This window comes from Bacillus sp. Xin1, from assembly GCF_013314535.1.
Classification (GTDB): Bacteria; Bacillota; Bacilli; order Bacillales; family Bacillaceae_G; genus Bacillus_A.
Map to the genome: position 1 here is coordinate 106914 of NZ_JABUAE010000007.1, position 24742 is coordinate 131655.

Genomic DNA, 24742 nt, shown 5'->3' on the forward strand with positions numbered 1-24742 from the left:
CTTTCTTAGCAACTTCTTTCTCTAAAAGTGCTATTACACCTAATAGACAATCCACATGATAAATTTGTTCCCACATTTACAAAAAAAATAATAAATTTTAATATAGAATAGAATCTGGGTAAGGGAGGATTTTATGTTACATAAAAAATCGAAGAGGTGGATAATTTTAACGAGTTTTTTCATTTTAGGAGTTGTTTGGACGTTTTTATTCACAACAAGGTTTATTTCGTTTACTATTACAACTTCTGCAGCTGAAAGAGGAAAAATTATTGACCAAAATGGAGTCATACTAGCCACAAATAAAAAAATAAAGTCTTTGTATTATGTCTATAATAATGGTTGTCCAACCAATCAAGAAGTAGCGAAGATATCAAGTTTTCTAAATCAGTTTTCATCCAAGTTTAACCATAAAATTTCAGTAGATGACACACATTCACAATTACAAATATCTTGTAAACATCATGATAAAAATGAAATACGATTACTTACAAACCTAAATGATAAAGAGTCCGCATTTATAAACGAAAATAATTTCCAAAATGTAATAGTAAAAAATGAAGTGGTACGTGTTTATCCACATCATGAAATTGCTTCACAAGTAATTGGGTATGTTGACTATGAAAAAAACAACTCGGATTCTAATTATGTTCCTGTTGGTAAAAACGGAATTGAACTTCAGTATGAAAATGATTTAAAAGGGAAACCAGGAAAAACTCTCACTTTTAAATTGAAAAATAAAAAGTTCTTATGGAACATACAAAGTCCTCAAAGAGGAAAAGATATTCAGCTAGCACTAGACTATAAACTTCAGCAAAAAACAGAAGAAGCACTAAGATCCCAAATTCAGAAAACCCCTGATGCTACTGCTGGTTATGCTGTCGTAATAGATGTTAAAACAGGAGAAATATTAACTATGGCTAACTCGCCAGTTTTTGATCCAAATATGTTCAATACACCTTTATCATCATCTGAAAAAGAAAATGTCAAATTACTTGCCCAAAATAAAACAATCCAAAAATTAAAATATGGTGATTCCTATGTAAATATGGCATCAACTATAAAACCGCTTACTATATTAATTGGGTTAAACGAAAAGCTTTTTCAGCCTGAAGATACATATTTAGATAAAGGGCGTTTTCAGTATAATAATCAAAATAACATCACCAATGCTGCTGGAACTCCAACTGGTGAAATTACACCGAGTCAAGCTATCATTAATTCATCAAATACATTTATGACAGCAAAAGTAGCAATCCCATTATTCAACAAAAATAATGGGAATTTAGAAAAAGTAGCAACCTTGTGGACAAACTATTTAAAACAATTCGGCCTTCGCTCCAAAACAGAGATTGATTTACCCTTTGAAGAAGAAGGACAATATAAGTTGCATGCATCTAGTGAGTTTGAGAGTGGAATTTCTGCCCTATTGAATGCTTCTTGGGGCGCAAATGAAGTGCACACCCCTCTCCAACTCGCTCATTATGCAGCTACTCTTGCAAATAAAGGAGACAAATACAAACCTCAAATCGTACATGCTATCATGGAAAACGGCGATAAAAGAACAAAAGAATTTAAACCAATTTTAGAAAGTTCTAATCATTATCCTTCAAGTTCTTGGAATGTCTTACAAAGTGGAATGAGTCAAAATATACAAGAAATTAAAAACTTGCCCTTTGACGTTTCTGGTAAAACAGGAATAACAGGTTCGCCAAACGAACAAGAAAAGGTTATCAATCATTCTCTATTTATTTCATATGCTCCTACTAAAAATCCGCAAATTGCTGTTTCTGTCATTATTCCTGGTGGTAATTCTGAAACAAATAGTGCAGCCCTTGTTGCAGCGGAAATTTTAAAGGCTTGGGATACTCTCCAAAAAGAGAATAAAAAATAAAGAAAAAGGTTCAATAAAGTGAACCTTTTTCTTTTACCATATAGAATCTATACTCTTTATTTTCCACATGCCATCATTTTGTTTTTCAAAAATGAAAGAATACTGGATATCTATTGATACATAGTCTTCTTTTACATAGCCAGTATAACCATTCATTGTAGTTATTTTTATATATCCATCATTCTTCACCTTCTCCGGAATCCATGCTTTTACCGTTTCGTTGGATACCTGGTATAAAACGCTTGAATCAGGTTTTGGTTGAGTTAAAATTTTTGTCTCTTCACCAACAACAGTAGCATATAAAAAACGTTCCTGCTTCGTTTGGTTACTTTCTGCCAATCCACTAGGTATTTTATATACTGTTTTCGTATCATTCACAAATTCTCCCCCCATTGCAAGAGCTACTTGTAAATCATGAAAAATACTATCATCAAACTTCCATTCATTTTCACTATACTGTTTTCCCTTAAAAACAAATTCTTCATCCAGTACTCTATATAAATCGTTCTTATTTTTTAAGCTCGTGTTTTGATTTAATTCATCCATAAATTGTTTTAGTGATTGATCTTGATTAGATTCATCTTTCATCTTCACTTCAATTTGAGTACTACTTTGCACTGGTGGTTCATTTTTGCCCGGCCAGAATTGTTGAAAGTTAAACAGCACAGCCGTAAAAACTAGAACAACTGCAGCAGTGAACACCTTTATACGAAATGGCCGTCTAATTTTCGGACCATCTTCCTCCCTATTTTGGTATATAGATTGTTTTATTTTATAAATAAATTCCTCTTCGTCTTGAGGCTGTTTCACTGGCCCGCTTTTTAATTCTTTATACCAATCCGGCTTTCTATCATTGTTCATAATTCATCCTCCGATAATATTTTTGAAACTCGTGCACGAGCGCGATGTAGCCTAGATTTCACAGTTCCAATAGACACGCCTAATGTTTCAGCAATTTCATCATAAGATAATTCATATTTTGCATCTAGTATTAATACTTCACGATGTTTTTGTGGCAATTTTAATACACTGTCCCAAACTTCATTCATAGTTTCTTTTTCTAAAAATTGTTTTTCTGCTGACGGATATTCCTTATCATTTCGAAAGAAACTTACTAAAGAAATCCTCTTAAAATAGGAGGACTTCAAATAATTTAAAGCTGTATTCCTTGTGATTTTTAATAACCATGTTTTAACAGACGACTCATTTCGAAAGGAATTCCATTTTTTAAATACTTTTATAAACACCTCTTGCGTTATATCATCTGATAAATGGGTATCTTTTGTAATAATAAATGAATAATTCCATACATCTTGCCAATGTTCTCTTATAACATAATCAATTTCATCATGGTTGCAATTTTCAATAACCTTATGTTCCATCTCAACACCTCAAGCTTATTTGCATAAGCATAAACACCTTTCCTTATGTTTTATTATTGACTCCATTATATAGACAAGATAAAAGTTGCTTTTGTTCCATTTTCTATTAAAAATCATACTGAAGAGTTCTGTCATGAAAATCCCAAGATACTTGTATGCAATCTTATAACATTTGACATACGAATTGCTTCTCTTTTTCAAGTACTCACATATCCAATTACTTGTATAGAATCTACCATTGCCCTGCAACAGATTGTATCATTTAGAAATATGTACATTCACCCTATATGTGGATAGAATTATCATTTCATGTCTATTTTGCTTAACCTAGCTTTTCAAAAGTACTGACGATACCTTTCACCAGCAAAATAAGATTGAGTCTCCAAAGGTCTCTTTCTCATGTTGTTTACATGTTTAATATTATTTGTGTTTCTTTAAACATTTACACGTATCAATCAAATAAAAAAGTACACCACTACATATCGTGTGATGTACTCTTTTCATATATTATAGATAAGACATTGATATTTAAAAACTTTATGACACTTCCATGTCTTTTATTTCACAAAATTTATTTCCTTTTTTGATTAAGACTGCTGATACGCAGATTTCGATGATTTCACATAATAAACCGCATGCTCTACTTGAATAATATGATCCGGCTTCGGCTTCCCGCGGCTTGCTCTATGTCCTCCTAAGTGCTCTTCACTTGTTTCCCAGTTTTTCCATGCTTCTTCTGATTCCCAGCGAATCATTACAACAACTTCTTCGTCCCCTCTTCTGACCTTTTTAACAAGAACGCTTAAGTCGATAAATCCTTCAAATTTTTCAATGATTCCTTCTCCAGTAAAATGTTGCACAACAAGATCCGAAGTACCTTCTTTTACTGTAAATGTTTTTGTTTCGATAAACATAGATCCCACTCCCTTTGTATGTAAATATTTCTAGTATTCTTTTATTATAATTGATTATGATAATTATTTTCAATTAAAATATTTAAGCGGATTTTTCTCGAATCGGTTCATCGAGAAATTTAAAATATGAAAGCATGATACCAGCGAAAGATGTCACACATATAATCGATCCGATACATATGTACAACGCCCTTACTCCCCATATTTCACTCAATATCCCTCCAACTAAAGTACCTAATGGCATCGCACATCTTATTAAGAATAATCGTACCGAAAACACTTTTCCCATCATTTCATTTGGCACTGTTTGCTGGCATATGGTCGTGTTGTGAACATTAAAAACCGCCATACATACGCCTGCTACAACTTCGATAATGACTGCTAACATAACGCTATAATTGAGACCTAATGAAACATAAGTTGCGCCTCCTATGAATAACGCCCCAAGCATGAGATAGCGCCGACTATTATACTTCACTTTTCCTACTAGCATAGAACCGATTACATACCCAAAAGGAAAACCTGCTAAAAAATAGCCATACGCAGCGTAACTTGCCGATAGTTCATCTATTATATACGGTAAATTCGTAACCATCGTTACTCCCACTCCAAATTGAACAAATGTGAGGAAAACTCCTAACCAAACGATAATGGGCTGTTTGAAATAGTATGTGAACCCTTCAATAGATTGTTTGAACCAACTTTTACGAACTGCTTGAGTCACTCTATGCTCCTGTATAAATAGCAGTAAAGTACCACTTATAAATAGAAATAAGCAAACGAAAAATAAAGTTAGCTTTACTCCTATAAACTCAACAACAACTCCCCCTAATACAGGGGCTAAAAACATCATAAGACGAACCATTCCATCAATATACGCATTCGCTGTTTGCAATTCTTCTTTAGATACAATTGTCGGTGTAATAGCTTGATTAGCTGGTACATAAAGTGGTGTAATCAAACCAACTATGATTTGTACAACAAAAATATGCCATACCTCTATACTGCCAGCAGTCAACATGAATAGAGGAAGTAAAAAAACGAGTCCACGTACCCACTGTGTTATAATCATAATCCACTTTCGGCTCCATCTATCAATAAAAGGACCGATAACAAGTTGCAAGAGAAGTGATGGAATAAAATAAAGAAGCCACATACTTCCTAGGGCCATTTCCGATCCTGTTAATTGGTAAATCAGAATGGAATTACATAACGTACCAAATGCAACGCCTAATTCTGAGATCGCGCTACCAATCCACATAAAGAAAAATGAGCGATTTCTTAACATACTTTTCTCCATTTTGCACCAACTTTTCTTTTTTTCTCCTCCTATTGTGCGTATTCTAGAAAGGTAAAACATTTTTACCTTTTGATGTACAAATTCATAACGAACGAGTTAAATAGATTTCTAATTCTTTCGAAATAGCCTCTACCATCTTCTTCTTCAACGTATACTTAGCACCTTGAATATCAACTAACTTCGCTGATCTTAAAATCTTCAAATGATGGTGCACAGTCGATTTCCCAAGATTTAATTGTTCCGTTATTTCCTGCAATGTACGATCTTGTTCAAACAATAATTTTACGATGCGCAATCTTGCTTCATCGCCAAGCGCCTTATGTTTATGGACTAAAAAATAGCTCGGCTCATATGGATCTTCTGGATGTATGCTTTCATTTGCGATTGGATAATGAAATATTTTTGTACCTTCTATATCCGCTTCAATATTCCAAGGACGATATGTATATTGAGGAATGAGAAGAACATGATATACACTTGGCTCTGGAAAATATGTAACGCCGCCTGTTGCCCATTCAACAAACTCTTCGGCTTGCATCTTTTCCTTCATTTCACATTTTGTTTTATAGTCTTGTTTTAGTATGCGTGATAGCTTTTCTACTTCCGGTTCTATAACAGCTTCATACCAGCCTGTCATAACAGCGATGAGGTGTTCTTTAAGTAACTGTATATCCACTTTACAAATAAACTCGATGTAAGCAGGGAAAAATGGATTGCTGCTCGTTACTTCTTGTAATTCCTGTACCGCCTCCATACCGCCATTTGCTGCATTCTTTCTCTTTTCTTCATATTTATAGCCGACAAATGGAATGCATATATACTTTAATTCAAATTCTGACAACAAATTGATATACTGAGTAAACTCATATAAATCTTGAAAATCTTCTTGATATAGTAGTTGCAGCAACGCTTTCCACGTATTATGTTTCTCTACAAAATGTAAATGCTCTTGCATTTCTACCGATACAGATTGTCTCATCTCTTCCCATTCATTTCGAGATTTTTCTAACGTATCAATCAGCCTCGTATTCGTAATCGCTGCAATTCCTAAAGCGCATTCGAAAAGTATCGAATACTTTACTTGAACGTCATATGTTTCTCTTTTTCTACTTGTTACATGTAAAACTTCCATTGTATCCCTCCTTATTTTGTTACGTATTAAATTCTACAAACATCGAATTTTACCTTCTATAATTTTAGAATATTAAAAATACATCGATAAAACAAAATTATATTATCAATTTATAGATATAATTCATGTTATAATATTTTAAAAGTTTCGGAGGGAATAATGATGAAAGGAAATACAAAAGAGGTACAAACAAAAGACAAAGTGATCCGCTATACACATATAGACATGGGTTTCAAAACGATTTGCTTTATGTTTTCAGGTTCCGGTTACAATTACGATAAACCTTTGTTTTATTATTCGACGATGTTAATGCTTCAAAACAAAATCGATGTTGTCCATATTCATTACTCCTACGATAAACAAATGATGGAAAAACCGATTGAAGAAATAACAAAAATAATGATGGATGATATTCACCCTGTAATGATAGAAGTGTTAAAAAACGGGCAATACAACAACTCGATTTTTTTAGGAAAATCACTCGGGACAATTCCAATTGCGAATCACTTAATGAAGAGAGAGGAATTCTTAAAGTCAAAAATGATTTTACTCACCCCTCTCATACATTTCGATTCGATTTTTGACTCAATCTTGAATAGTCGTCATGAAGGGCTTTTCGTTATCGGGGATAAAGACCATTATTACAATGTAAATAAAATTGATCAATTAAATAAATCAAGCGTAACAATTCATGTTATCCCAAATGCAAACCACTCCATGAATGTTGGAGAATTTGAAACAGCCTATTCAATTTCAGCTGTTTCAAGAGTGATGGAAAAACTTCAAGAAACTGTTAGGAATTGCTAAAATACATATAAAAAGGATAGTAATTGTGTCATAGCCATCCAGTAAAAAAAATAAACTACCTGCCCCAATTCAGCATAGGGAACAGGTAGTTTATTTTTTCACTCCGATCTACGAAGCTATAATGAAGCGAACTAAAAGTATTACGTTGATTATTGAGAAGGGTGGCTCGTTCATAAAAAATAAAAAAGGTATAAATCATACGACAAAAAAACGTATAGGGAATTTAAAGATTTGCATACGAAATAAACCATAATGGATTACCGCACAAACAAAAAAATCCGCATTTGCGACTCTTGAACTTATAGAACTAACGCATGCGTTAGTTGAATTACTTACCGTTTAATCGCATCAACAATTAGCGATGGAAAACCAAGTTTATCTCCTTGATTTCTAGAATCATACCTTTTTGAACGGAAAATGACACCATCTTTCGCATCCCATTCGTTGTAATAAAATTGCCCATTTTCATCACAATATTCAAGTAAAACTACTTCAAATCCAGCAGTTTCAAACATTTTAGTTAATGTTTTATAATTATGAACTATTTTATGGCTTGCAGCTGGATGGTCTTTAGGTCCAGGTCCGCCTACTTGAACTATATTTTGGTAGGTTTCATCTGGGAAAAATGCATCAGGGACGCCACAACGAATATGACCTGATGGTTTTAAAAATTCATAACAAATTTTAGCTGCTTTTACACCTTCTTCAAAAGTAAGATGTTCCCATACATGCTCAGCTAAAATAGCTGAAATGGAATTATATTCAAATCTTTCTTCCCAGGTAGTTTCAACTAATAAGTTAAGTTCATCTTCTTGAGTTTGAATCCAACCTGGATTATTGTTAAATGCTCCAGCTCCAACTACTACTTTAATTTCGTTTTGTTTGATTACCATCACTTTCACCTCATAAAAACTTTAATTCATTTCCCATAACAATAAATAATTCGATATATACAAATTAGATAGCATTACTAGGATGACAATGTGCTAATTCTCGTTTTGGGGTATTTCTTATCTCTAGGTTGATGAGCATGTGCTCTATCCATTTATAATCAAATCAGCCTTTTGTTTCGGACTTTCCGTTTTTAAATAAAAATCCTCCGCTTTCCAATACCTCTGCTCAAACTTTGGACGATTCTTTCGCGTTTCTTCACTTTCACGCAGAAATCTTTGTTCCCTTGAGCAATCTAAATACACCATATAGTCAAAGTATTCTCGCCATTCTGTACGTTGAAGAAACACTCCTTCAATTACGATCACACAAGGATTCGGTATGATTATCTCTTTCGTTTCACATGAATCCGTTTGATGATTATAGAACGGTAGATGTAGCTGGTTTTCCATCTTTAATTTTTGAAACAACTGCTTTTGTAACCATTCCACATCCCATTGCAATTGATAGTACTCATACCATTCTTCATATGTAGTATGATAGCGTTTATCACTCTCTACAATATGGTCATCGATATGAAAAATATAAAACGAAATACCATTTTCTTTCAATTCGCCCTCTAACTGCTTCACGAATGTTGTTTTCCCCGAACGACTCAGACCATCTATCCCTAGAACAAACCGTTTACTTGTATTTTCAGTAATCATTTTTATTAATTCATTTACACACATTCTTTTTGCCACTCTTCTTTTAATAATGAATAGACCACCGTATCATGAGCTACACCATTTTGAGTCATATATTTTCGAAGTAATCCTTCCTCTTGAAATCCAGCCCTTTTCAATAACCGATGTGAAGCTTCATTTTCTGTATAAACAACTGCTGCGATTCTTATGAGCTGCATCGTTTCAAATCCATATGTAAGAATTGCCTGCATTGCCTCAGATGCATAACCTTTTCCCCAATATGTATCATCTAATTCATAGCCAATTTCAGCTCTCTTATGATTTAGATTGATTACATGAAATCCGTATGTACCAATTAGTTGATTTGTTCCTTTTAACTCTATTCCCCAGCGAATGACATTTCCTTCTTCATATCTTTTTCTAAAAGTTTGAATCGTATTTTTCACCTGTTCCATATCTTGAAACGAGTCCATACCAAAATAACGGATAACAGATTCCTTCTCAAAATAATAAAACATTGTTTCAGCGTCTAATAGTGTTAATTCTCGTAATTTTAAACGCTCTGTTTCTAAAATTGGAAACCCCATTCTCTTTTCTCCCTCTACTCTAATGAGCTGCAAATTTCGATGTAATTCCCATCTGGATCAGACACATAAGCGATTGTCTGCCCCCATGGTTTCGTGATTGGCTCCACCAATACTTTCACACCTAGTTCTCTTAATTCCGAAATTGTTTCATTAACATCATCCACAACAAATCCAATTTCAAAATGAGAGGATTCTAGTGCACCATTTGGAATGGATAATCCCGTTAACTCTCGTACATCCTCTCTACTATTCATTGCTAAAATTGTTGCCCCGGTATCAAACTCAATGTATGTACCATGTTCACCCTTTATTGGCAAATGTAAAAGATCTTTATAAAACTGAAGACATTCATCATATTTTTCTACATACAAAATCATATATTTCATTTTTAATTTCATAGTTCTTCCCCCTCTCAAACCTACATCTAAAATTTCGACAAATAGAAAGAAAAACCTTGTTTACACAAAAAAAGAAGACCGATTTCTCGGTCTCAAACATATTGGCATAAAACAGGAGATTGGTTTGGACATAACCAGCTCATACATTGATTATATTTTATTTTTTCTGAATTTTAAATATAACAATCGGTGATTTATATTGAGAAACTTTTTGGAAGAAATAGTTAAAATTAGCTACTTTTATATCAATAACTTTTACTTTTGAATAAATTTCTTCCTATAAAGAAATGCTACAAATGGAGGTGTATACATATGGAACCAATGCTTTGCCCAAACTGTAAAACCAATCGCACTCGCTTTAATATTCTTGAGCAACAAGTCAAACCAGTCAAATTAAATCCACAAACAGGACAAGTTGAAGAAGAATATACAAATGAAACTATGAATGCTTTTCATATGGCATATCAAGGACCTACATATCGCGTGCAGTGTGCTGTATGTGGTCTTGTGGAGAATCCTGAACAGTTTATTAAACTTGCGCAAAATCGATCATTTTAACTTTAGGAAACTCGATTCATCCTTTATAATCCAAAAGGTAACATAAAATACTTCATTACCTTTTGGATTATTTATCAATTACTCACCTTTAACTGTTCCACTCATCTCTTCATATCGCTTTCTTACCTTCTCTTGAAATTGACTATATGCAACTTCCACTTGTTTTTCTTGTTTCTCAACTAAATCATTTACCCTTTTCTCTATTTCTTCTGCTAATTCTTGACTGATTTTTTTATCTTTATATAAAGTTGTAAATGTATGTTTCATCGCAATATGAACACTACAACTCTTTTTGAAACCAATAAAAAAACGTCACTTGTTTTCCAAGTAACGTTTTTTCATTCTCCATATCTTCTTAAAACTCACTGTAAAATTACTTTCCTCTTCAATACAAATAATCGAGCAAGTACAAGTAAATCTACTATGATATATAGTAGGATGGATAAATGGATCCAATGGTCACATACAATCAGTGAAATGAAACTGTACTTTTGTTTTGAAACCGCGTCGTTCACAAAACTTCTTTTTTTAATTCTCTTATCTTCCAAAATAACCTTATTAATACATATAAATCTATACACCCGCAAAGCCCTAGAATAAGTTTTATCCAAATAGGACTATTAACCGAAGGCCCTAAGTAATTCAAATACATACCTGGTATCATAATGGCAAAGATAAGTGCAAGGAATCTCATTAAATCCATCATTTTTTGAATCTTCGTTTCTTTTTCAGAATAAATATCAGGTAATTCATTATCATTATCTACTTCTTTGCAAAAATAATGCCATTTCGTAAAGCTTGTTACATGCTTCCAGCCAGACATCTCATAGATTTCAATGTATTCTTTTTGATTCATTTGTGAATTTCGATTATCTAGTCTGAAATCAGCTTTATAAACAACATCTTTCGGCTCCGTTTTCTTGAATGTGTACATAAAATTGTACTTTTGGAACGCCCAGCCTTCTTGATGCATTTTTCTTAAATACGCCTCTTCTTTTTCTAGGTTCCACGCTGCAAAAAATTTAAACGTCTTCTTAACTTCCATGTTACATCCCCTCTTCTAACATATTTCTTCCATTTTGAACAGAACGTTGTAACCTTTTAAATTCAAGTTCTAACACTTCTCTACCAATTGGGGTTAACACATAACATTTCTTTCTATCTGTAGACGCTACTTCTACAATTAGTTTTTCTTTCAATAACTTTGTCGTGTTCCCGTATAACGTACCCGGTCCAAGCTTTACTTCTCCATTCGTCATTTCTTCTACCATCTGCATAATCCCATAGCCATGCATAGGCTTTACTAATGACAACAAAATATAATACGTTGCCTCTGTTAATGGAATATATTTCTGTGCTTTCACACTCATTATAACTACCCCCGATACATCGATATATGATATATCGAATCACGATACATCGTGTATCGATATTGTATATCGTATTCCAAATAAATACAACTGAAAATGAAGTGATTCTTAAAAATTTTATATTTATTCTATACAAAAATATTATTATATTAATTTTCAGAAAAATTTGTTAAAATATAGCAAATGCAATTCCCTATTTTTTGAAAGGATGATACATATGATAAATAAATTAAAAGAAAGTATAAGTTCTGTTTTTGTCGGGAAAGAAAACGTGGTTGATTTACTCCTTGTTTCATTACTTGCAGATGGGCATGTGTTACTTGAAGATGTACCTGGAACAGGAAAGACATTACTAGCGAAGACAATTGCGAAAAGTATTGGCGGCGGATTTTCTCGTGTTCAATTCACCCCTGATGTGCTTCCAAGTGACGTAACCGGAATTGAATATTTTAATCCGAAAACGAGTGAATTCGAACTAAGATTTGGACCAGTTATGACAAATATATTACTAGCAGATGAAATAAACCGTGCTATGCCTAGAACACAATCTAGTTTATTAGAAGCAATGGAAGAGCGCCAAGTAACACTCGAAAAACAGTCCACACCTCTTCCTAAACCATTCTTTGTCATTGCGACGCAAAATCCAATTGAATCACAAGGAACTTTCCCTCTTCCAGATGCACAGCTAGATCGTTTTTTAATGACCATTTCAATTGGCTATCCTTCTTTAGAAGATGAACTAAAAATGATGCGCCGTTTTCGAAATAACAAACCTTTAGAGAATATTCTTCCCGTTATAACGTTAGAAGAAATTTTACAAATGCAACAAAAAGCAAAAGAAATACACGTATCTGAACCGTTAGAGCTCTATATCATTCAGCTTGCTAACGCTACGCGAAATCATGATTATATCGCCAACGGTGTTAGTCCGCGTGCAACACTTGCCTTAGTCAGAGCGATACAAGCATTAGCCTTTTTGCGTGGTCGTGAATACTGTACGCCTGAAGATATACAATTCTTACTTCCTTTCGTATGGAAACATCGTCTCATTTTATCAATGGAGGGTGCTCTGCGCACGACAAAACAGAAGGTAATTGAAAGTGTTTTAAAGGAAGTTGATGTTCCGGTGGAGATTGAGCAATCATGAATGGTCAGCGCGTAGTAACTGTACCTTTATTTTTTCAAACTCATATTATTCAATTAACCATTCCAGTTGCGCTACTATTTACGTTTGTTCTACCACAACGATTTTTCATGTTTCTATTTTTCTTTTATTATTTGTTTGCATTTTTTATTTATCGATATGTCACTTATATTGAAAAACAGTTCCAAATTATGAATGACAAGCAAACAACTCGCTTATTTCCAGAAGAGACTGGGCAATTACATATCCGTTTAAAAAATGGTGCGAAATTCCCCCTTGTCAATGGTACATGTTATTTTCATTTGAACCCATCCTTACTTCCACATACGGATCAAGGAATTACAAAAATATCGAAAACATTATTTTCTTTTCCATTTTCTCAACCTGCTCATTCGCAGCAAAATTGGGAGTTAACATTAACAGCTAAAAAAAGAGGAGTCTTTCAAATTGAACAATTTGAATGTGTTCTTGGAGATCCGTTTCAAATCATATCTGTACATTTACCGATGTTAGATAAATTAAAAATGGAAATTATCGTTTACCCGACTCCTAAAAAAGTAGCTGGTTTACAAGAAATTCAACAATTATTAACAGGATCTTATAAAACAAACTTTTCCTTTTTCCAAGATGAAACATCAATTATTGGCGTTAAGCAATACGAACGCGAATCTTTTCGTTCCATCCACTGGAAAGCCTCTGCAAAAATGCAAAGTTTACAAGCGAAGCAATATGAACCTGTTAAAAATTACAGCTGGACAATTTGTCTTTCGTTAGCTGCCGAACGTGGAATTGGCTGGAAGCATAATATTGAAGAGCTCGTATCTTATACAACATACATTTGTCAATATGCAACAAAACATCAAATTCCGTTTGAACTATTTATTAGCGTTTTAGTCGAAGCTGGTCCTATACATTTACCAGTGAATGAGGGACACATACATTATGCGAAAGCATTAGAAGAATTGGCACGTATTTCAGATGACAGTACATTACTACCACAACAAGGATTTCTTCACTATATAATGCGGAAAAGAGGACGTTCTTCAACAATGATTTATCTAGGCATTCCAAAGGAAGATTTACCTCTCACAATGCAGCCTACGTTTCTCATTCATCATGAAGGGATGGTGGAACCAGTTGAAAATACGACTACAATACGTGCATGATTTTATTCTCCTTCTACTTCTTTCTTTACTTACGGAAAGAGATGAAATGATAAGTGTAATGGTCTTTTTATCAACTAGTTACATAGCATTATTTGCCGTAAAGAAATTGATAAAGAAGAAAAATGCAGGATTAGTTGCACTCTTAATCCTTCAAATCATTGGTTGTTCTGTTTTTCTATCGTTTTCTGTTTTAGGTACAATACTTTTACCGCTGTTCTTTTTTATCGTACATGCAACGGGTTTCAGTTCCCCAGTCCAAAAATCGATTGGTGCTATCGTATGTTTTGTTGTTTCAGCGTTATTCTATCCTCCATTTCCTTCTTTATGGAAGTTGATGTTACTAATATTACATATTCTAATAACCTTTTGGCTAACTGGTGCGAATCGAAATCAACAACTCGTACGCTTTATTTCTCTTATTACTATTGGAATCCTAAGCGCTTTGCTGATTCCAATATTTCCGTATGTTCGTCTGATTTTATCTTATATCGTTGAAAAAATCGCTTTAGGGTTTGGATTTGCTTTAAACCCACTGTTCTCCGCAGCTGAGTTAACAGATACAGATGACTTTTGGAACAATAAGGGGCAGTTAAATAAGCCACAAATTGAAGAAGGGATTCCACAAGAATTCGATCCGATACTCGTAAATAGTATTACGATTCTCATTACTACTTTCATCGCAGTTTATATCATTTGGAAAGTATATAAAAAGCGCGATTATTTTAAATTACCTACTATCCCTGTTTTCGAATCTACTTTAATTACAGATAAAGAAGGGACACACAAAAAACAAGTACGATACAATAAACCACCAAAAAATGAAATTCGAAAAGAAATTTTTAAACTAGAAAAGAAATTAAAACCACCTTTAAACAGAAAACGCGGTGAAACGGTTGACGCATGGATGGAGCGAATTCAGACCGAGGAAGATATCTCTATTGAAGTTGATACAATTATAAAAGCATACAATACTGTGCGATATGCTGATCAGGAGAACACTGAATTTTTCCGTGAATTTAAAGAAGAAGTAAATAAACTTTACGCCTATCAAAAAACATTGAAAAAGAAGAAAAAATAATACACCCCCTCGAGGGCTCTATGTTAGAGTAATCGAGGGGGTATTGATTATTTTACTAGTTGTCCATCGTAAACTTTAATATCTAATGGAGCTGTCAAAAATTGATTCGCTTTCTTAACAAAAGAAGTAAAGTGTTCACTTGTATTATGTTTAGCAACAGCTTCTGCATCTTGCCAAACTTCTACCATTGTATATATACTTTCTTTTTCCGTATCTTTATATAAATTATATGATACGTTGCCACTTTCTTCTCTTGAAGCATGAATGAGTGGCCGAATTTCTTCTACAAATGCTTGCTGTTTTGCTAGATCTACTTGAAATACTGCATGAATGATAATCATTGTGCTTCCCCTCTCGTATTCAAAATTACTTCCACTGAGCAATTTTATCGATTGGAAGACGAACTGATTTGTATCCACTATCAGCTGCTTTTCCTATCGAAATTAACATAACTGGTACATAACGATCTTTCTCTAAGCCGAAAGTCTCTGCGATTTGACCTTTTTCAAAGCCGCCAATTGGACATGTATCATATCCATGCGCACGTGCAGTCAGCATAAGCTGCATTGATACAAGTCCACCATCAATTAAAACTGTGTCTCTCATCACTTCTGGTGAAACCATAGAGAAATACGCAGAAAGCTTTTGCATTTGATCTTCTTTCACTTCAGCTGGCATAAGCCCACGTTCAACCGCTGTACCATAAATCTCTTCCGCATTATCAAAGTTTTGTAAATCTCCGAATACCGCAATCATGGCTGAAGATGTTTCTACTTGAAGTTGGTTGAATTTCGCAAGCGGTGCAAGTGTTGCTTTCCCTTCCTCACTATCAATCACAAGAAAACGCCAAGGCTGCATGTTTACTGAAGATGGTGCAAGTGTTGCTTCTGTTAAAATCTCTGTCATTTCTTCTTTACTAATTTTCACAGTTGTATCGTATTTACGAATGGAACGACGTCCTGTTAGAATTTCTGTAAAATCATTGATTTTTGTTCTGTTATTCATCGTTGTAATCTCCCTTTTCAATCTTATATTTAGATTTCTTGTATATTTTCTTGAATGCGATTTAACATATTTAAAAGGTTATCTCGCTCTTCTTCACTTAAACCTTTTAGCGCCGAAGCTGCAAAGCGCTCTTTTTCCTCTTGAAAGGCATGAATTTTATTTCGTCCCTCTTTTGTCAAACTAACAAGCGTAATCCGATTATCCTCTGGTTTTTTACGTCTCGTAATCATTCCGCTTGCTTCAAGCTGTTTTAAATGTCGTGTAACAGCAGCATTATCAATATTCACTTCTTTTTGAAGTGCTTTTTGACTAATTTCATCTACTTCATATAACTGAAGTATAAGCTCAAGCCTAGATTGACTCATACCTGTACAACCTTCAAACTTTGAACTCACTTCTTTATTAAGAAAGTGCAGCTTATATAAAATAATCGCTTCTTTTGAGCACGAATTTGTCAATTTACTCCTCCTTTACTAACCTGTCACACAATTAATTGATACATCAATAATTGATATGTCAATTAATATACCGGATAACATTTTAAAATGCAACCATTTTGTTTTTTATTTATTTTTTAGTTTGCGATCCACATAAAAAAATAAACCTCTTTGCTTTTACAAAGAGGTTTATTCCTTCCGTTCAAATTATAAATTTCTCTCTAATAATATTCCCACCTGTTCTGCAACGACACAAGATGGTTCATTTAATTCATTCTTGAAATACGATTCTACGATCCCTACAATCGCTACTCCTAAAAGTTGAATAATTACATGAAGACACTTTAAGAAATGAATTATGGGATCAAATTCAGTACGCAAATATATATCCAATCCTTTTCGGCTCAGCAATGACCAGAATAGGAATTACTGAATTGCTTGAAGGTATCTCAGTAATGACTCCCCAAAATGATTGTAGTAATGATATAAGTACGCCTTTATGTGGAACTGTTTTTAAAATCGAAAGAAAACCTACCGGGGAAAAAATTGCTTACGTACGAATATTCTTCGGCTGTTTACAAGTAAGAAAACATGTTGATATTACTCGAAAACAAAGTGACTTAACGACTCTTTCACACAAAGAATAAATCAAAAAAGCTTCATATATTTCATAATGGAAACGCTATTCAATCCCCTATCGCTGAAGCGGGAGAGTTTTGTAAAGTATGGGGGCTTAGTGACATTAGAATCGGTGACATGATCGGTGAACGGTCAAATAAAATGAAAGACATTCACTTTGCAGAACCTCAAATGGAAGCTGTAATTGAAGTACGACTAAAAGAAAAGAATCATGACCTGTATCAAGCACTGGTGGAACTATCGGAAGAAGATCCACTTATAAAAGTAGTAAAGGATACTATTCACAACGAAATCTATATTCGGCTTTTTGGTGAAGTTCAAAAAGAAGTGATTGAAACAACTATACAAGAAAACTATGAGTTAGCCGTGGCCTTTTCAAATACAAGAATTGTATATATAGAAAAGCCAATTGGAACCGGAAATGCAGTAGAAATTAACTTAAGAAAAATAAACGCTCCCAAAACGAAAAAATGATCTGACTTCTCAGAGTAACTATCTATAGAGAAAGAAATTTTTCATTTAGGGGTATATGAAAACCTTTGCTTGATGGTGATGTGGCGGGACCCCGAAAAGAAGTTTCCTTTTTCTGAAATATATATAAATACAATATTAATAAATAACTATACGAAAAATGATTTAATATTTCCTTAATTCATTCCTCTCCACCTACATTAATCATTTATTACAAAAGCTTTCACGTCTAAAATAAGATGTTTCAACAAAGGAAAATATAAGTATCTTTATCATGAGTTCCCAATATAATCAATGTGTTAATCAAAGGAACTCTGTGTAATTTTTGCTTTTCTACTAACTAATACAACTTCAAACAATGGACACAATTGCTACATGCCAATTGTAATTTATTATCCGTTAAAAATTCTGTTTATTCAGTCTTTCTAAAAATAAAAAAATATTAAAGTTATAAAAATACACGTTATAATGAGGACGTCGAGAGATAATCTATTACCTCTGGAGAAAATATCAAACTGATACGATTACTTTAAGAAAGGTGTGTGATCAGAAGGGAATTTTATTCAAAATGCTTTAGTAGCAGCGGACATCGCATTAGCTGGCGTAAACAATATCATTAATGCTGACGAAGTTATTGAAGCGATGTATAGAGTTAGAAGACAGATGCCTCGCGAATTAAGAGAGACAGGTTTAGGCGGAATTGCGGCCACGCCTACAGGGATTACCTTTAAAAGTAAAATTTTGGAGAGAAGCAATCAAAGTAATAAACAGTTATTGGAAATATTACGAAGTAGTTAACAATTCTATTCTATATTGTTCTCCTAAGGATGTCTGTATATTGAGAGCCATTATCACTAAAATATACTACTATTAAAAAGTTTTGTGAACGCTAACAAATCCATCAGGTTGATGACTAGCGAATTTTTCGATTTTGATTAACTTTGAAGAAGGACACACGATGTGGCGCACCTTGTAAGCAATTCGTTTTTCAAGAATGCTCTATATTCCTAAGCCTTAAAAAGAGACGTAAGAATAGGATACAAGGAGGAATTATTATATGAATGGGAATACTGCAAAAAAAATAGAATTTCAAGCTGAAAATACTGCAATAAAAAATGAAAAATATCCAGATCCTAAAAAGTGGCATAAACAGGATACTACCTGGGCATTGAGCCTTTTTGGAACAGCAATTGGAGCAGGAGTACTCTTTTTACCTATTAATGCAGGTTCAGGTGGTTTATTATCATTACTGTTAATTACCCTACTTGCATATCCTGTTATGTATTACTCACATAGGGCGCTTGCTAAAATGATATACGCTTCCAATTCTGCTGATGAGGGGATTACAGGTACAATAAGAGAATATTTCGGAAATAAGGCAAGTCTAATTTTTAACATAGTATATTTCAGCTCAATTTATACAATCGTACTGATGTATTCGGTTGCACTTACAAATACTGCAAGTAGTTTTATCGTGAATCAATTGCACATGAAAGAGCCTCCAAGGGCCATTTTATCACTTGTATTAGTACTCGGCCTTATAGCTATACTAAATTTCGGTCAAGATATCACTGTAAAAATAATGAGCATGCTAGTATATCCTTTCATAGCTTCTCTACTTTTTATCGCAATATCTTTGATTCCACAGTGGAATACGTCAATGCTTAGTTTTTCAAGTGTTTCTTCTGCTTCAACAGGAACAGGATATTTCGGAACAATATGGATGATACTACCAATCATAGTATTCTCATTTAATCATTCTCCTCTTATTTCGTCATTTGTTATGAAACAGAGGGCTACCTATGGAATAGAGGCTACTGATGCCAAATGTGCTCAAATACAAAAAGTTTGTTATATCATGACATTCGTTGTTGTTATGTTCTTTGTTTGGAGCAGTGCACTGAGTTTGACTCCAAATGATCTTATGATGGCAAAAGAACAGAACTTGTCAATCCTTTCATATCTTGCTAATGAGCTTAATTCGCCAGTAATCACTATTGCAGCTCCTATCATTGCTTTTGTGGCCATAACAAAGTCGTTCCTTGGCCATTATATAGGAGCATATGAGGTAATGCGTGATATGATTATCAAGTTCGGTAAAACACGTGGAAAAGATATAGAAGAAAAAACAGTTAAAACAATGATCCTTACTTTTGTCGTGTTAACATGCTGGTATGTTGCTTATACAAATCCAAGTATTCTTGGACTCATTGATGCACTTAGCGGTCCGTTAGTTGCTGCTATCTTATGTCTATTACCAATGTATGCGATTCGTAAAGTACCAGTACTAGCTAAATACAGAGGGAAAATGAGCAATGTATTTGTCATTGTTGTAGGTGTACTTACTGTCCTAGCAAGTATTAAATCATTATTCTAATTCACTATTGTTAGTTCTGGTGCAAAAATAGTGGGATATGAAAAAAGAACGAAAGATTCCTAGCAGAATTGAATTTTATGTTGTTAAACCAAAGAGATCATGGATAAGATATATCTATTTTTGGACAGACTTCTCACCTTGGAGAGTTTGTCCTTTTTTATCATATGCATAACTTCTATTCCAGCAATCACTTTTTTAGCTGTTTGCAATGATTTTAATCCAAGCATATTTTGGTGCCACCCCATGCCCATCAAGCTAATATTTCGAAGTCCCCAAAAACGTAAAATTTATTTCATCACATTTGTTTATGAGAGTTCAACTCACTTTTTTCATTTTGGGGAACAATCAATTTCTTAACTTGATAGGTATGTGGCGGGACCCCCACAATGCGCTCACATTCATACATCGTACATATTATGAACCACTACTAGCAGAAGAGGCTGCTGCAGTGGAAGCAGTAATCGCTGCTATCATAGCAGCCTGCTGCGCTTGAATAAGGACCTCTATCATTGTTTGTAAACCTGTATTGGTAGCTTGACTTTCTGCACCTTTCTGACTTACGTACAGTTGAACCGCAATCAGAATACTTACATCCGTATGCCATCGGAATAACTTATCACCTTGCAATTTCTCGATAAATCCCTGAACAGAACGGACCTCTTTCTCTCCATCTTCAAGCAAAGCTAGTAGTCCAATTGCCGGATAATGCATCTGTTTTACTTTTACTTTTTCTTGCTTTAACGAATTCCATATGTTTATGTATTGCGCTACTAAAATATCTTCACTAACATCCTTCTTTAGAGAAAGAATATGACTCAAAAATTGAAGATCATTCCCTTTGCGCATACCAGCTGCCGCCAGCTTCTGATAAAGACGTTCCACTCGGTCCATAAGCGTTTCTACTTTCTCTTGTTGCCCTGCTAACAAAACAGCGAGCGGATAATCATTTTGTCCTGTAAGAAAGAAGTGATCCTCTTTCATGCGTTTATATACTTGCATGGACCGCTGAATGCGTGTGTCATGCTGTCCATTTTCTCCTGATAAAAGCGCTGCTGCTGCCAGATAAGTGAATATACTTCTGCTAAAGCCACCAGCAACTAATCGTTCATATAAGTCTAAAAACTTCCGAAACGCTTCTTTGTAATGTGAAAAGTGAATATCTAATGTTGCCGCAACCACAAAGCGATGATAGGACTTTAAGTATGAAAACATCCCTACTTGATCCTTAATATAGTTACTAATTTCTAAAAATCGCCCAAGATGAAACAGCTTATCACTGCCTGCATACATAGCAGCAATCATCATTCCTGTCCGAGAATCACTCGTTTTCCACTTTAGTTCCCCTTTTAACTGTCCATATATATGTATGTACTGCTCCAACTTCTGCTCTAATGTAATCATAGAAGGTCCCCTCCATTTTTCCTATGCTTCTCTTCTATCATACTATGATTCTATATTGAGGAATACTGTTATCGATACAAACTTTGGAAATATATACTTAATTTGGTACATTCCCCATAGTTATCTATACATTATAAACAAATTGTGATTTCTCTTCTTAATCATTTTTAATAATATGTTCCATATAAACAGGAAAATGATGTACTTTATCTTTGAGAAAATCCGGTTTCAAGTTATACTCACTTAATTGCTCTAAAGGCACCCATTGAAATACATACCTTTTGCCGTCTTCTTCAAGAATAAAAGTATTCTCTCCCCTTGTAGGTAACTCAAGCAAATTCACTTCGTAATAAAAACTAATTTCATGAAATTGATGTTCATCATATGTAAAAAAATTTTCAGCCATCCACAATAGCCTTTTCACATCAACATCCACTCCTAGTTCTTCTCTCAGTTCCCTCTTCACCGCGGCTTCACTGCTCTCAAGCATTTGTACACGTCCGCCCGGTACATACCAAAAATCTTCCCCTTCATTTTGAATCATTAATATTTTATGATTCTGTTTACATATCGCACCGACTCGATAGTTAAAACACGTTTTTTCTGATTTGAATGTTAGATCCATTGTTATATATCCCCCTTAAATAATTTGAAATTTAACTACTAAAATATTTTACTTGCAAATTCTGTTTATAAGCAATTATGATACAAAGCAAGCCATTAAGCGCCAAAAAGGTAACCATTCCAATTAATAAGTAGGCTAAATCTGGAGAAAATATATAAATCGCATGCCATGGCGAATCCGTACTATAAATTAATATCGGAATTGTAGCAATAGATAGCCCGAAGAAAATAAGACCAGAAATGTACCATATACTTCTTTTACGAATTTTTTTTGATTTCATCTTTACAAACAGGTAAATAAGCATTATAAAAAGCAAGCATATTACCCCAATTATAACGAGTTGAACAATAGGAGTATTGGAAGGTATATCAACAAGTTCATCTCCATTTATTATATTTATAATGCCTTGCTTCAAATAGGAAAGCGCCTCTTCTTCCAGAATATGATTTTTATTGGTGAGGATCACACCACCCCAACCCGTTTCCGGTATAAAAAACATTTCTGCATGTGAATCAGTAGTCGAACCAGAATGCCATATCATTTTCTTCTCAGAATCTGGATTTGTAACTCTTATCCCTAATCCGTAGTAACGGGTTTCACCGGTTTGAATATGCGGTGATACATAAAGATTCATCATGTTTTCAGTTAAAAAATCGGCATTCTCTTGTCCACTAAGGAATTTTATATATTGAACCATATCTTCCGCACTTGCTGTTATGTATCCATATGGTGCACCGCCATTATCATATGTTATCGAACTTTTCCGAGGAATTCCAAACCATGACTGATAGCCAGCTAAATATCCTTTTTTATACGCCGAATCATTGTCAGCTGCCGCACTCTTCATACCTAATGGTAAAAAAACTTCCTTCTTCATGTACTCAGAATACGCTTGCTTCGTAACTTCTTCAATAAGAGCACCGAGAATTAAGAAATTTGCATTACTATATTGATACTTTTCTCCAGGTCGAGCGGTAAGTACAACGTTTGATAGACTTTCCACATTGTTTTTAATAGCATTAACATCTTTAGATTCTTTATCTGATATTGATAAACCAGAATATGTACTGACCCCACTTGAATGAGTAAGTAAATGCTTAATTGTTATTTTCGATGCCGCTTCTTTATCTTTCAGTGTAAACCATGGGATATATTTTTGAACTGGATCTTCTAGGTGAACGATACCTTCTTCCATTAATTTCATTATAGCTAAACCTGTTAATGATTTACTTATCGACCCTATTGTAAAAGGAGTTTCAGTAGTTACTTTTTCCTCAGTTTCTCCCGTTACACCCCATGCTTTCGAATAAAACAAATTATTTTCATGAACAATAGCAATCGAGGCGCCTGGAATTCGATGTTCTTTTAAAAAGATTTCGACGTAGTTGTCTATCGTATTCTTAATATCTTTTTCCGCGGAGACTTTCGAGGCTGGTAGAAACAAAACAACTACATTCCATAATAAACATATAAAAATGATCATGAACTTTAGTATTTTCATATTAAATTTCACCTACTTATATTTACCTTTCGTATATAAAACACTACCAGCATGGAAATTAGTGCAGAAATTAAAATGCTAGTAATCATTAACAGAGAGTTCCACCAAGAATTATCTGCTATGTGATACAAAATATTATAGTTAAACGAGTTATTAGTATGTAGTGGGTTAAATGATTCTGTTAAAAACATAGAAAGTAGGCGTTGTGACGTGAGGTAGGTAACGATTGAAGTAACGAATCCAATCACAAATAAAATTCCAATTTTATTTTTTGATTTTCGTATCTGTTTTATTTCAGAATAAAGATCTATTTCATTCATTTCTAAAAAATCTTTAATAAATGTTTTTGTATCTCCTAAATCATTGATACTATTTTGGCCGTGTTCACGGCATTCTTGTATATGCTCTAAAAGTTGTCGTTTCAAAATCTTTCTGTTTTTTGAACTTACCTTGTATTGTTTTAATTCTTCAAGAACTTCATTTAAAAATTGTTCTTCTTCCATATTCAATTTCATGTTCATTCGAAATGTTCTCCTTTCAAACCACTTTGCAGTAGGGATTTTATATCCTGTTGTAACTCCAACCACTCATTAATTTTTTTCTGAAGATACATTTCCCCTTTTTCATTGATTTCATAATAAACTCTAACCTTACCACTTTCTGTCATTTCACGGTAAGTATGAACCCATTCTTGATCTTTAAGCTTAGTCAAAATCGGATAAATGCTTCCTACTCCTTTCAGTTTTAAATTGTGTTTTTCTAACTCCTTCATAATTTCATATCCATAACTTTTTTCCTTTGACAAAATAGATAACACACACATCTCTAAATGACCTTTAATTAAACTTGTTCTATCCATAGGATAAATTTAACAAAAATATATACTTCATTCAAGTATATATTTAGTATTTTTTAGAATTTTTTAACTTTTATTTACATATCATTAAAATAAAGTTTGATAAAAATGAAGACCCTTCCCCTT

At 33.8% G+C, this 24742-nt stretch carries 26 protein-coding genes and 4 pseudogenes; 9 read left to right on the forward strand and 21 right to left on the reverse strand.

What is annotated here, in order from left to right; all coding sequences use genetic code 11:
- The first annotated feature begins 133 nt into the window (after positions 1-133).
- Positions 134-1913: pseudogene (locus HRG09_RS09805) on the forward strand (peptidoglycan D,D-transpeptidase FtsI family protein).
- 11 nt (positions 1914-1924) lie between these two features.
- Here HRG09_RS09805 and HRG09_RS09810 read toward each other — a convergent pair.
- From HRG09_RS09810 to HRG09_RS09830, 5 genes are all read right to left on the reverse strand, one after another.
- A complete protein-coding gene (locus HRG09_RS09810) occupies positions 1925-2752 on the reverse strand; it encodes an SH3 domain-containing protein (protein ID WP_174100618.1) in 828 nt (275 codons plus the stop codon).
- Complete coding sequence (locus HRG09_RS09815) at positions 2749-3273, reverse strand: RNA polymerase sigma factor (RefSeq protein WP_174100619.1); 525 nt, start codon at positions 3271-3273, stop codon at positions 2749-2751. Before HRG09_RS09815 ends, HRG09_RS09810 begins: the two co-directional genes overlap by 4 nt.
- Before the next feature lie 587 nt (positions 3274-3860).
- Positions 3861-4187, reverse strand: coding sequence for an antibiotic biosynthesis monooxygenase family protein (locus tag HRG09_RS09820; protein ID WP_174100620.1), 327 nt, complete (start codon positions 4185-4187; stop codon positions 3861-3863).
- Between the two features lie 82 nt (positions 4188-4269).
- Positions 4270-5487 carry an MFS transporter gene (locus HRG09_RS09825; RefSeq protein ID WP_174100621.1) on the reverse strand — a complete coding sequence of 406 codons (1218 nt, stop codon included), beginning with the start codon at positions 5485-5487 and terminating at the stop codon, positions 4270-4272.
- A gap of 82 nt (positions 5488-5569) precedes the next feature.
- Positions 5570-6619: an ArsR/SmtB family transcription factor gene (locus HRG09_RS09830; RefSeq protein WP_174100622.1), complete on the reverse strand. Its 1050-nt coding sequence runs from the start codon at positions 6617-6619 to the stop codon at positions 5570-5572.
- 162 nt (positions 6620-6781) lie between these two features.
- On the opposite strand from HRG09_RS09830, the gene HRG09_RS09835 reads away from it, so the two are divergent.
- Positions 6782-7426, forward strand: coding sequence for an alpha/beta hydrolase (locus tag HRG09_RS09835; protein WP_174100623.1), 645 nt, complete (start codon positions 6782-6784; stop codon positions 7424-7426).
- Positions 7427-7758: 332 nt separating this feature from the next.
- Here HRG09_RS09835 and HRG09_RS09840 read toward each other — a convergent pair whose 3' ends face one another.
- The 4 genes from HRG09_RS09840 to HRG09_RS09855 form a co-directional block, all read right to left on the reverse strand.
- Positions 7759-8319, reverse strand: coding sequence for a class I SAM-dependent methyltransferase (locus tag HRG09_RS09840; protein ID WP_174100624.1), 561 nt, complete (start codon positions 8317-8319; stop codon positions 7759-7761).
- A gap of 144 nt (positions 8320-8463) precedes the next feature.
- A complete protein-coding gene (locus tag HRG09_RS09845; RefSeq protein WP_174100625.1) occupies positions 8464-9048 on the reverse strand; it encodes a kinase in 585 nt (194 codons plus the stop codon).
- Complete coding sequence (locus HRG09_RS09850) at positions 9039-9590, reverse strand: GNAT family N-acetyltransferase (RefSeq protein ID WP_174100626.1); 552 nt, start codon at positions 9588-9590, stop codon at positions 9039-9041. The genes HRG09_RS09845 and HRG09_RS09850 overlap by 10 nt, the downstream gene beginning before the upstream one ends.
- Before the next feature lie 14 nt (positions 9591-9604).
- On the reverse strand, positions 9605-9988 hold the full coding sequence (locus tag HRG09_RS09855) for a VOC family protein (RefSeq protein WP_174100627.1): 384 nt from the start codon (positions 9986-9988) through the stop codon (positions 9605-9607).
- 312 nt (positions 9989-10300) lie between these two features.
- Here HRG09_RS09855 and HRG09_RS09860 point away from each other — a divergent pair, with 312 nt between their 5' ends.
- Complete coding sequence (locus HRG09_RS09860; protein ID WP_017151878.1) at positions 10301-10546, forward strand: hypothetical protein; 246 nt, start codon at positions 10301-10303, stop codon at positions 10544-10546.
- A 78-nt stretch (positions 10547-10624) separates the two neighbouring features.
- Here the strand turns inward: HRG09_RS09860 and HRG09_RS09865 are convergent, their stop codons facing one another.
- The 3 genes from HRG09_RS09865 to HRG09_RS09875 all read right to left on the reverse strand — a co-directional run bounded on the left by HRG09_RS09865 (position 10625) and on the right by HRG09_RS09875 (position 11916).
- Positions 10625-10813: a hypothetical protein gene (locus HRG09_RS09865; protein ID WP_174100628.1), complete on the reverse strand. Its 189-nt coding sequence runs from the start codon at positions 10811-10813 to the stop codon at positions 10625-10627.
- Between the two features lie 244 nt (positions 10814-11057).
- Complete coding sequence (locus tag HRG09_RS09870) at positions 11058-11591, reverse strand: DUF2812 domain-containing protein (protein WP_174100629.1); 534 nt, start codon at positions 11589-11591, stop codon at positions 11058-11060.
- 1 nt (position 11592) lies between these two features.
- A complete protein-coding gene (locus tag HRG09_RS09875; protein WP_174100630.1) occupies positions 11593-11916 on the reverse strand; it encodes a PadR family transcriptional regulator in 324 nt (107 codons plus the stop codon).
- Positions 11917-12133: 217 nt separating this feature from the next.
- Here HRG09_RS09875 and HRG09_RS09880 point away from each other — a divergent pair, with 217 nt between their 5' ends.
- Genes HRG09_RS09880 through HRG09_RS09890 form a run of 3 tightly spaced genes read left to right on the forward strand, consistent with a single transcriptional unit; the run spans position 12134 to position 15304 of the window.
- A complete protein-coding gene (locus tag HRG09_RS09880) occupies positions 12134-13063 on the forward strand; it encodes an AAA family ATPase (protein ID WP_174100631.1) in 930 nt (309 codons plus the stop codon).
- A complete protein-coding gene (locus HRG09_RS09885; protein WP_174100632.1) occupies positions 13060-14226 on the forward strand; it encodes a DUF58 domain-containing protein in 1167 nt (388 codons plus the stop codon). Before HRG09_RS09880 ends, HRG09_RS09885 begins: the two co-directional genes overlap by 4 nt.
- Positions 14198-15304 carry a DUF4018 domain-containing protein gene (locus tag HRG09_RS09890; RefSeq protein ID WP_174100633.1) on the forward strand — a complete coding sequence of 369 codons (1107 nt, stop codon included), beginning with the start codon at positions 14198-14200 and terminating at the stop codon, positions 15302-15304. Before HRG09_RS09885 ends, HRG09_RS09890 begins: the two co-directional genes overlap by 29 nt.
- A 47-nt stretch (positions 15305-15351) precedes the next feature.
- Here HRG09_RS09890 and HRG09_RS09895 read toward each other — a convergent pair whose 3' ends face one another.
- Genes HRG09_RS09895 through HRG09_RS09905 form a run of 3 tightly spaced genes read right to left on the reverse strand, consistent with a single transcriptional unit; the run spans position 15352 to position 16767 of the window.
- On the reverse strand, positions 15352-15645 hold the full coding sequence (locus tag HRG09_RS09895; RefSeq protein WP_174100634.1) for a putative quinol monooxygenase: 294 nt from the start codon (positions 15643-15645) through the stop codon (positions 15352-15354).
- Positions 15646-15670: 25 nt separating this feature from the next.
- Complete coding sequence (locus HRG09_RS09900; RefSeq protein WP_174100635.1) at positions 15671-16309, reverse strand: nitroreductase family protein; 639 nt, start codon at positions 16307-16309, stop codon at positions 15671-15673.
- Positions 16310-16338: 29 nt separating this feature from the next.
- Positions 16339-16767, reverse strand: coding sequence for a MarR family winged helix-turn-helix transcriptional regulator (locus HRG09_RS09905; RefSeq protein WP_174100636.1), 429 nt, complete (start codon positions 16765-16767; stop codon positions 16339-16341).
- Between the two features lie 323 nt (positions 16768-17090).
- On the opposite strand from HRG09_RS09905, the pseudogene HRG09_RS09910 reads away from it, so the two are divergent.
- The 3 genes and pseudogenes from HRG09_RS09910 to HRG09_RS09920 form a co-directional block, all read left to right on the forward strand.
- A pseudogene (locus HRG09_RS09910) lies at positions 17091-17838 on the forward strand (tetracycline resistance protein); the annotation flags it as partial.
- A gap of 585 nt (positions 17839-18423) precedes the next feature.
- Positions 18424-18620: pseudogene (locus HRG09_RS29645) on the forward strand (L-serine ammonia-lyase, iron-sulfur-dependent, subunit alpha); the annotation flags it as partial.
- Positions 18621-18913: 293 nt separating this feature from the next.
- A complete protein-coding gene (locus HRG09_RS09920) occupies positions 18914-20233 on the forward strand; it encodes an aromatic amino acid transport family protein (RefSeq protein WP_174100637.1) in 1320 nt (439 codons plus the stop codon).
- 114 nt (positions 20234-20347) lie between these two features.
- Here the strand turns inward: HRG09_RS09920 and HRG09_RS09925 are convergent.
- The 6 genes and pseudogenes from HRG09_RS09925 to HRG09_RS09950 form a co-directional block, all read right to left on the reverse strand.
- Positions 20348-20466 (reverse strand): annotated as a pseudogene (locus tag HRG09_RS09925) (IS6 family transposase); the annotation flags it as partial.
- 181 nt (positions 20467-20647) lie between these two features.
- The gene (locus HRG09_RS09930; RefSeq protein ID WP_174100638.1) at positions 20648-21634 is read right to left on the reverse strand and encodes a DUF4003 domain-containing protein; all 987 of its coding nucleotides are present in this window, start codon (positions 21632-21634) and stop codon (positions 20648-20650) included.
- A gap of 157 nt (positions 21635-21791) precedes the next feature.
- Positions 21792-22259: an NUDIX hydrolase gene (locus HRG09_RS09935; RefSeq protein WP_174100639.1), complete on the reverse strand. Its 468-nt coding sequence runs from the start codon at positions 22257-22259 to the stop codon at positions 21792-21794.
- A 31-nt stretch (positions 22260-22290) separates the two neighbouring features.
- Positions 22291-23760: a serine hydrolase domain-containing protein gene (locus HRG09_RS09940; RefSeq protein WP_174100640.1), complete on the reverse strand. Its 1470-nt coding sequence runs from the start codon at positions 23758-23760 to the stop codon at positions 22291-22293.
- Between the two features lie 8 nt (positions 23761-23768).
- Complete coding sequence (locus HRG09_RS09945) at positions 23769-24281, reverse strand: hypothetical protein (RefSeq protein ID WP_174100641.1); 513 nt, start codon at positions 24279-24281, stop codon at positions 23769-23771.
- Positions 24278-24619, reverse strand: a complete 342-nt coding sequence (locus tag HRG09_RS09950; RefSeq protein WP_174100642.1) for a PadR family transcriptional regulator — start codon at positions 24617-24619, stop codon at positions 24278-24280. The genes HRG09_RS09945 and HRG09_RS09950 overlap by 4 nt, the downstream gene beginning before the upstream one ends.
- Between the last annotated feature and the right edge of the window lie 123 nt (positions 24620-24742).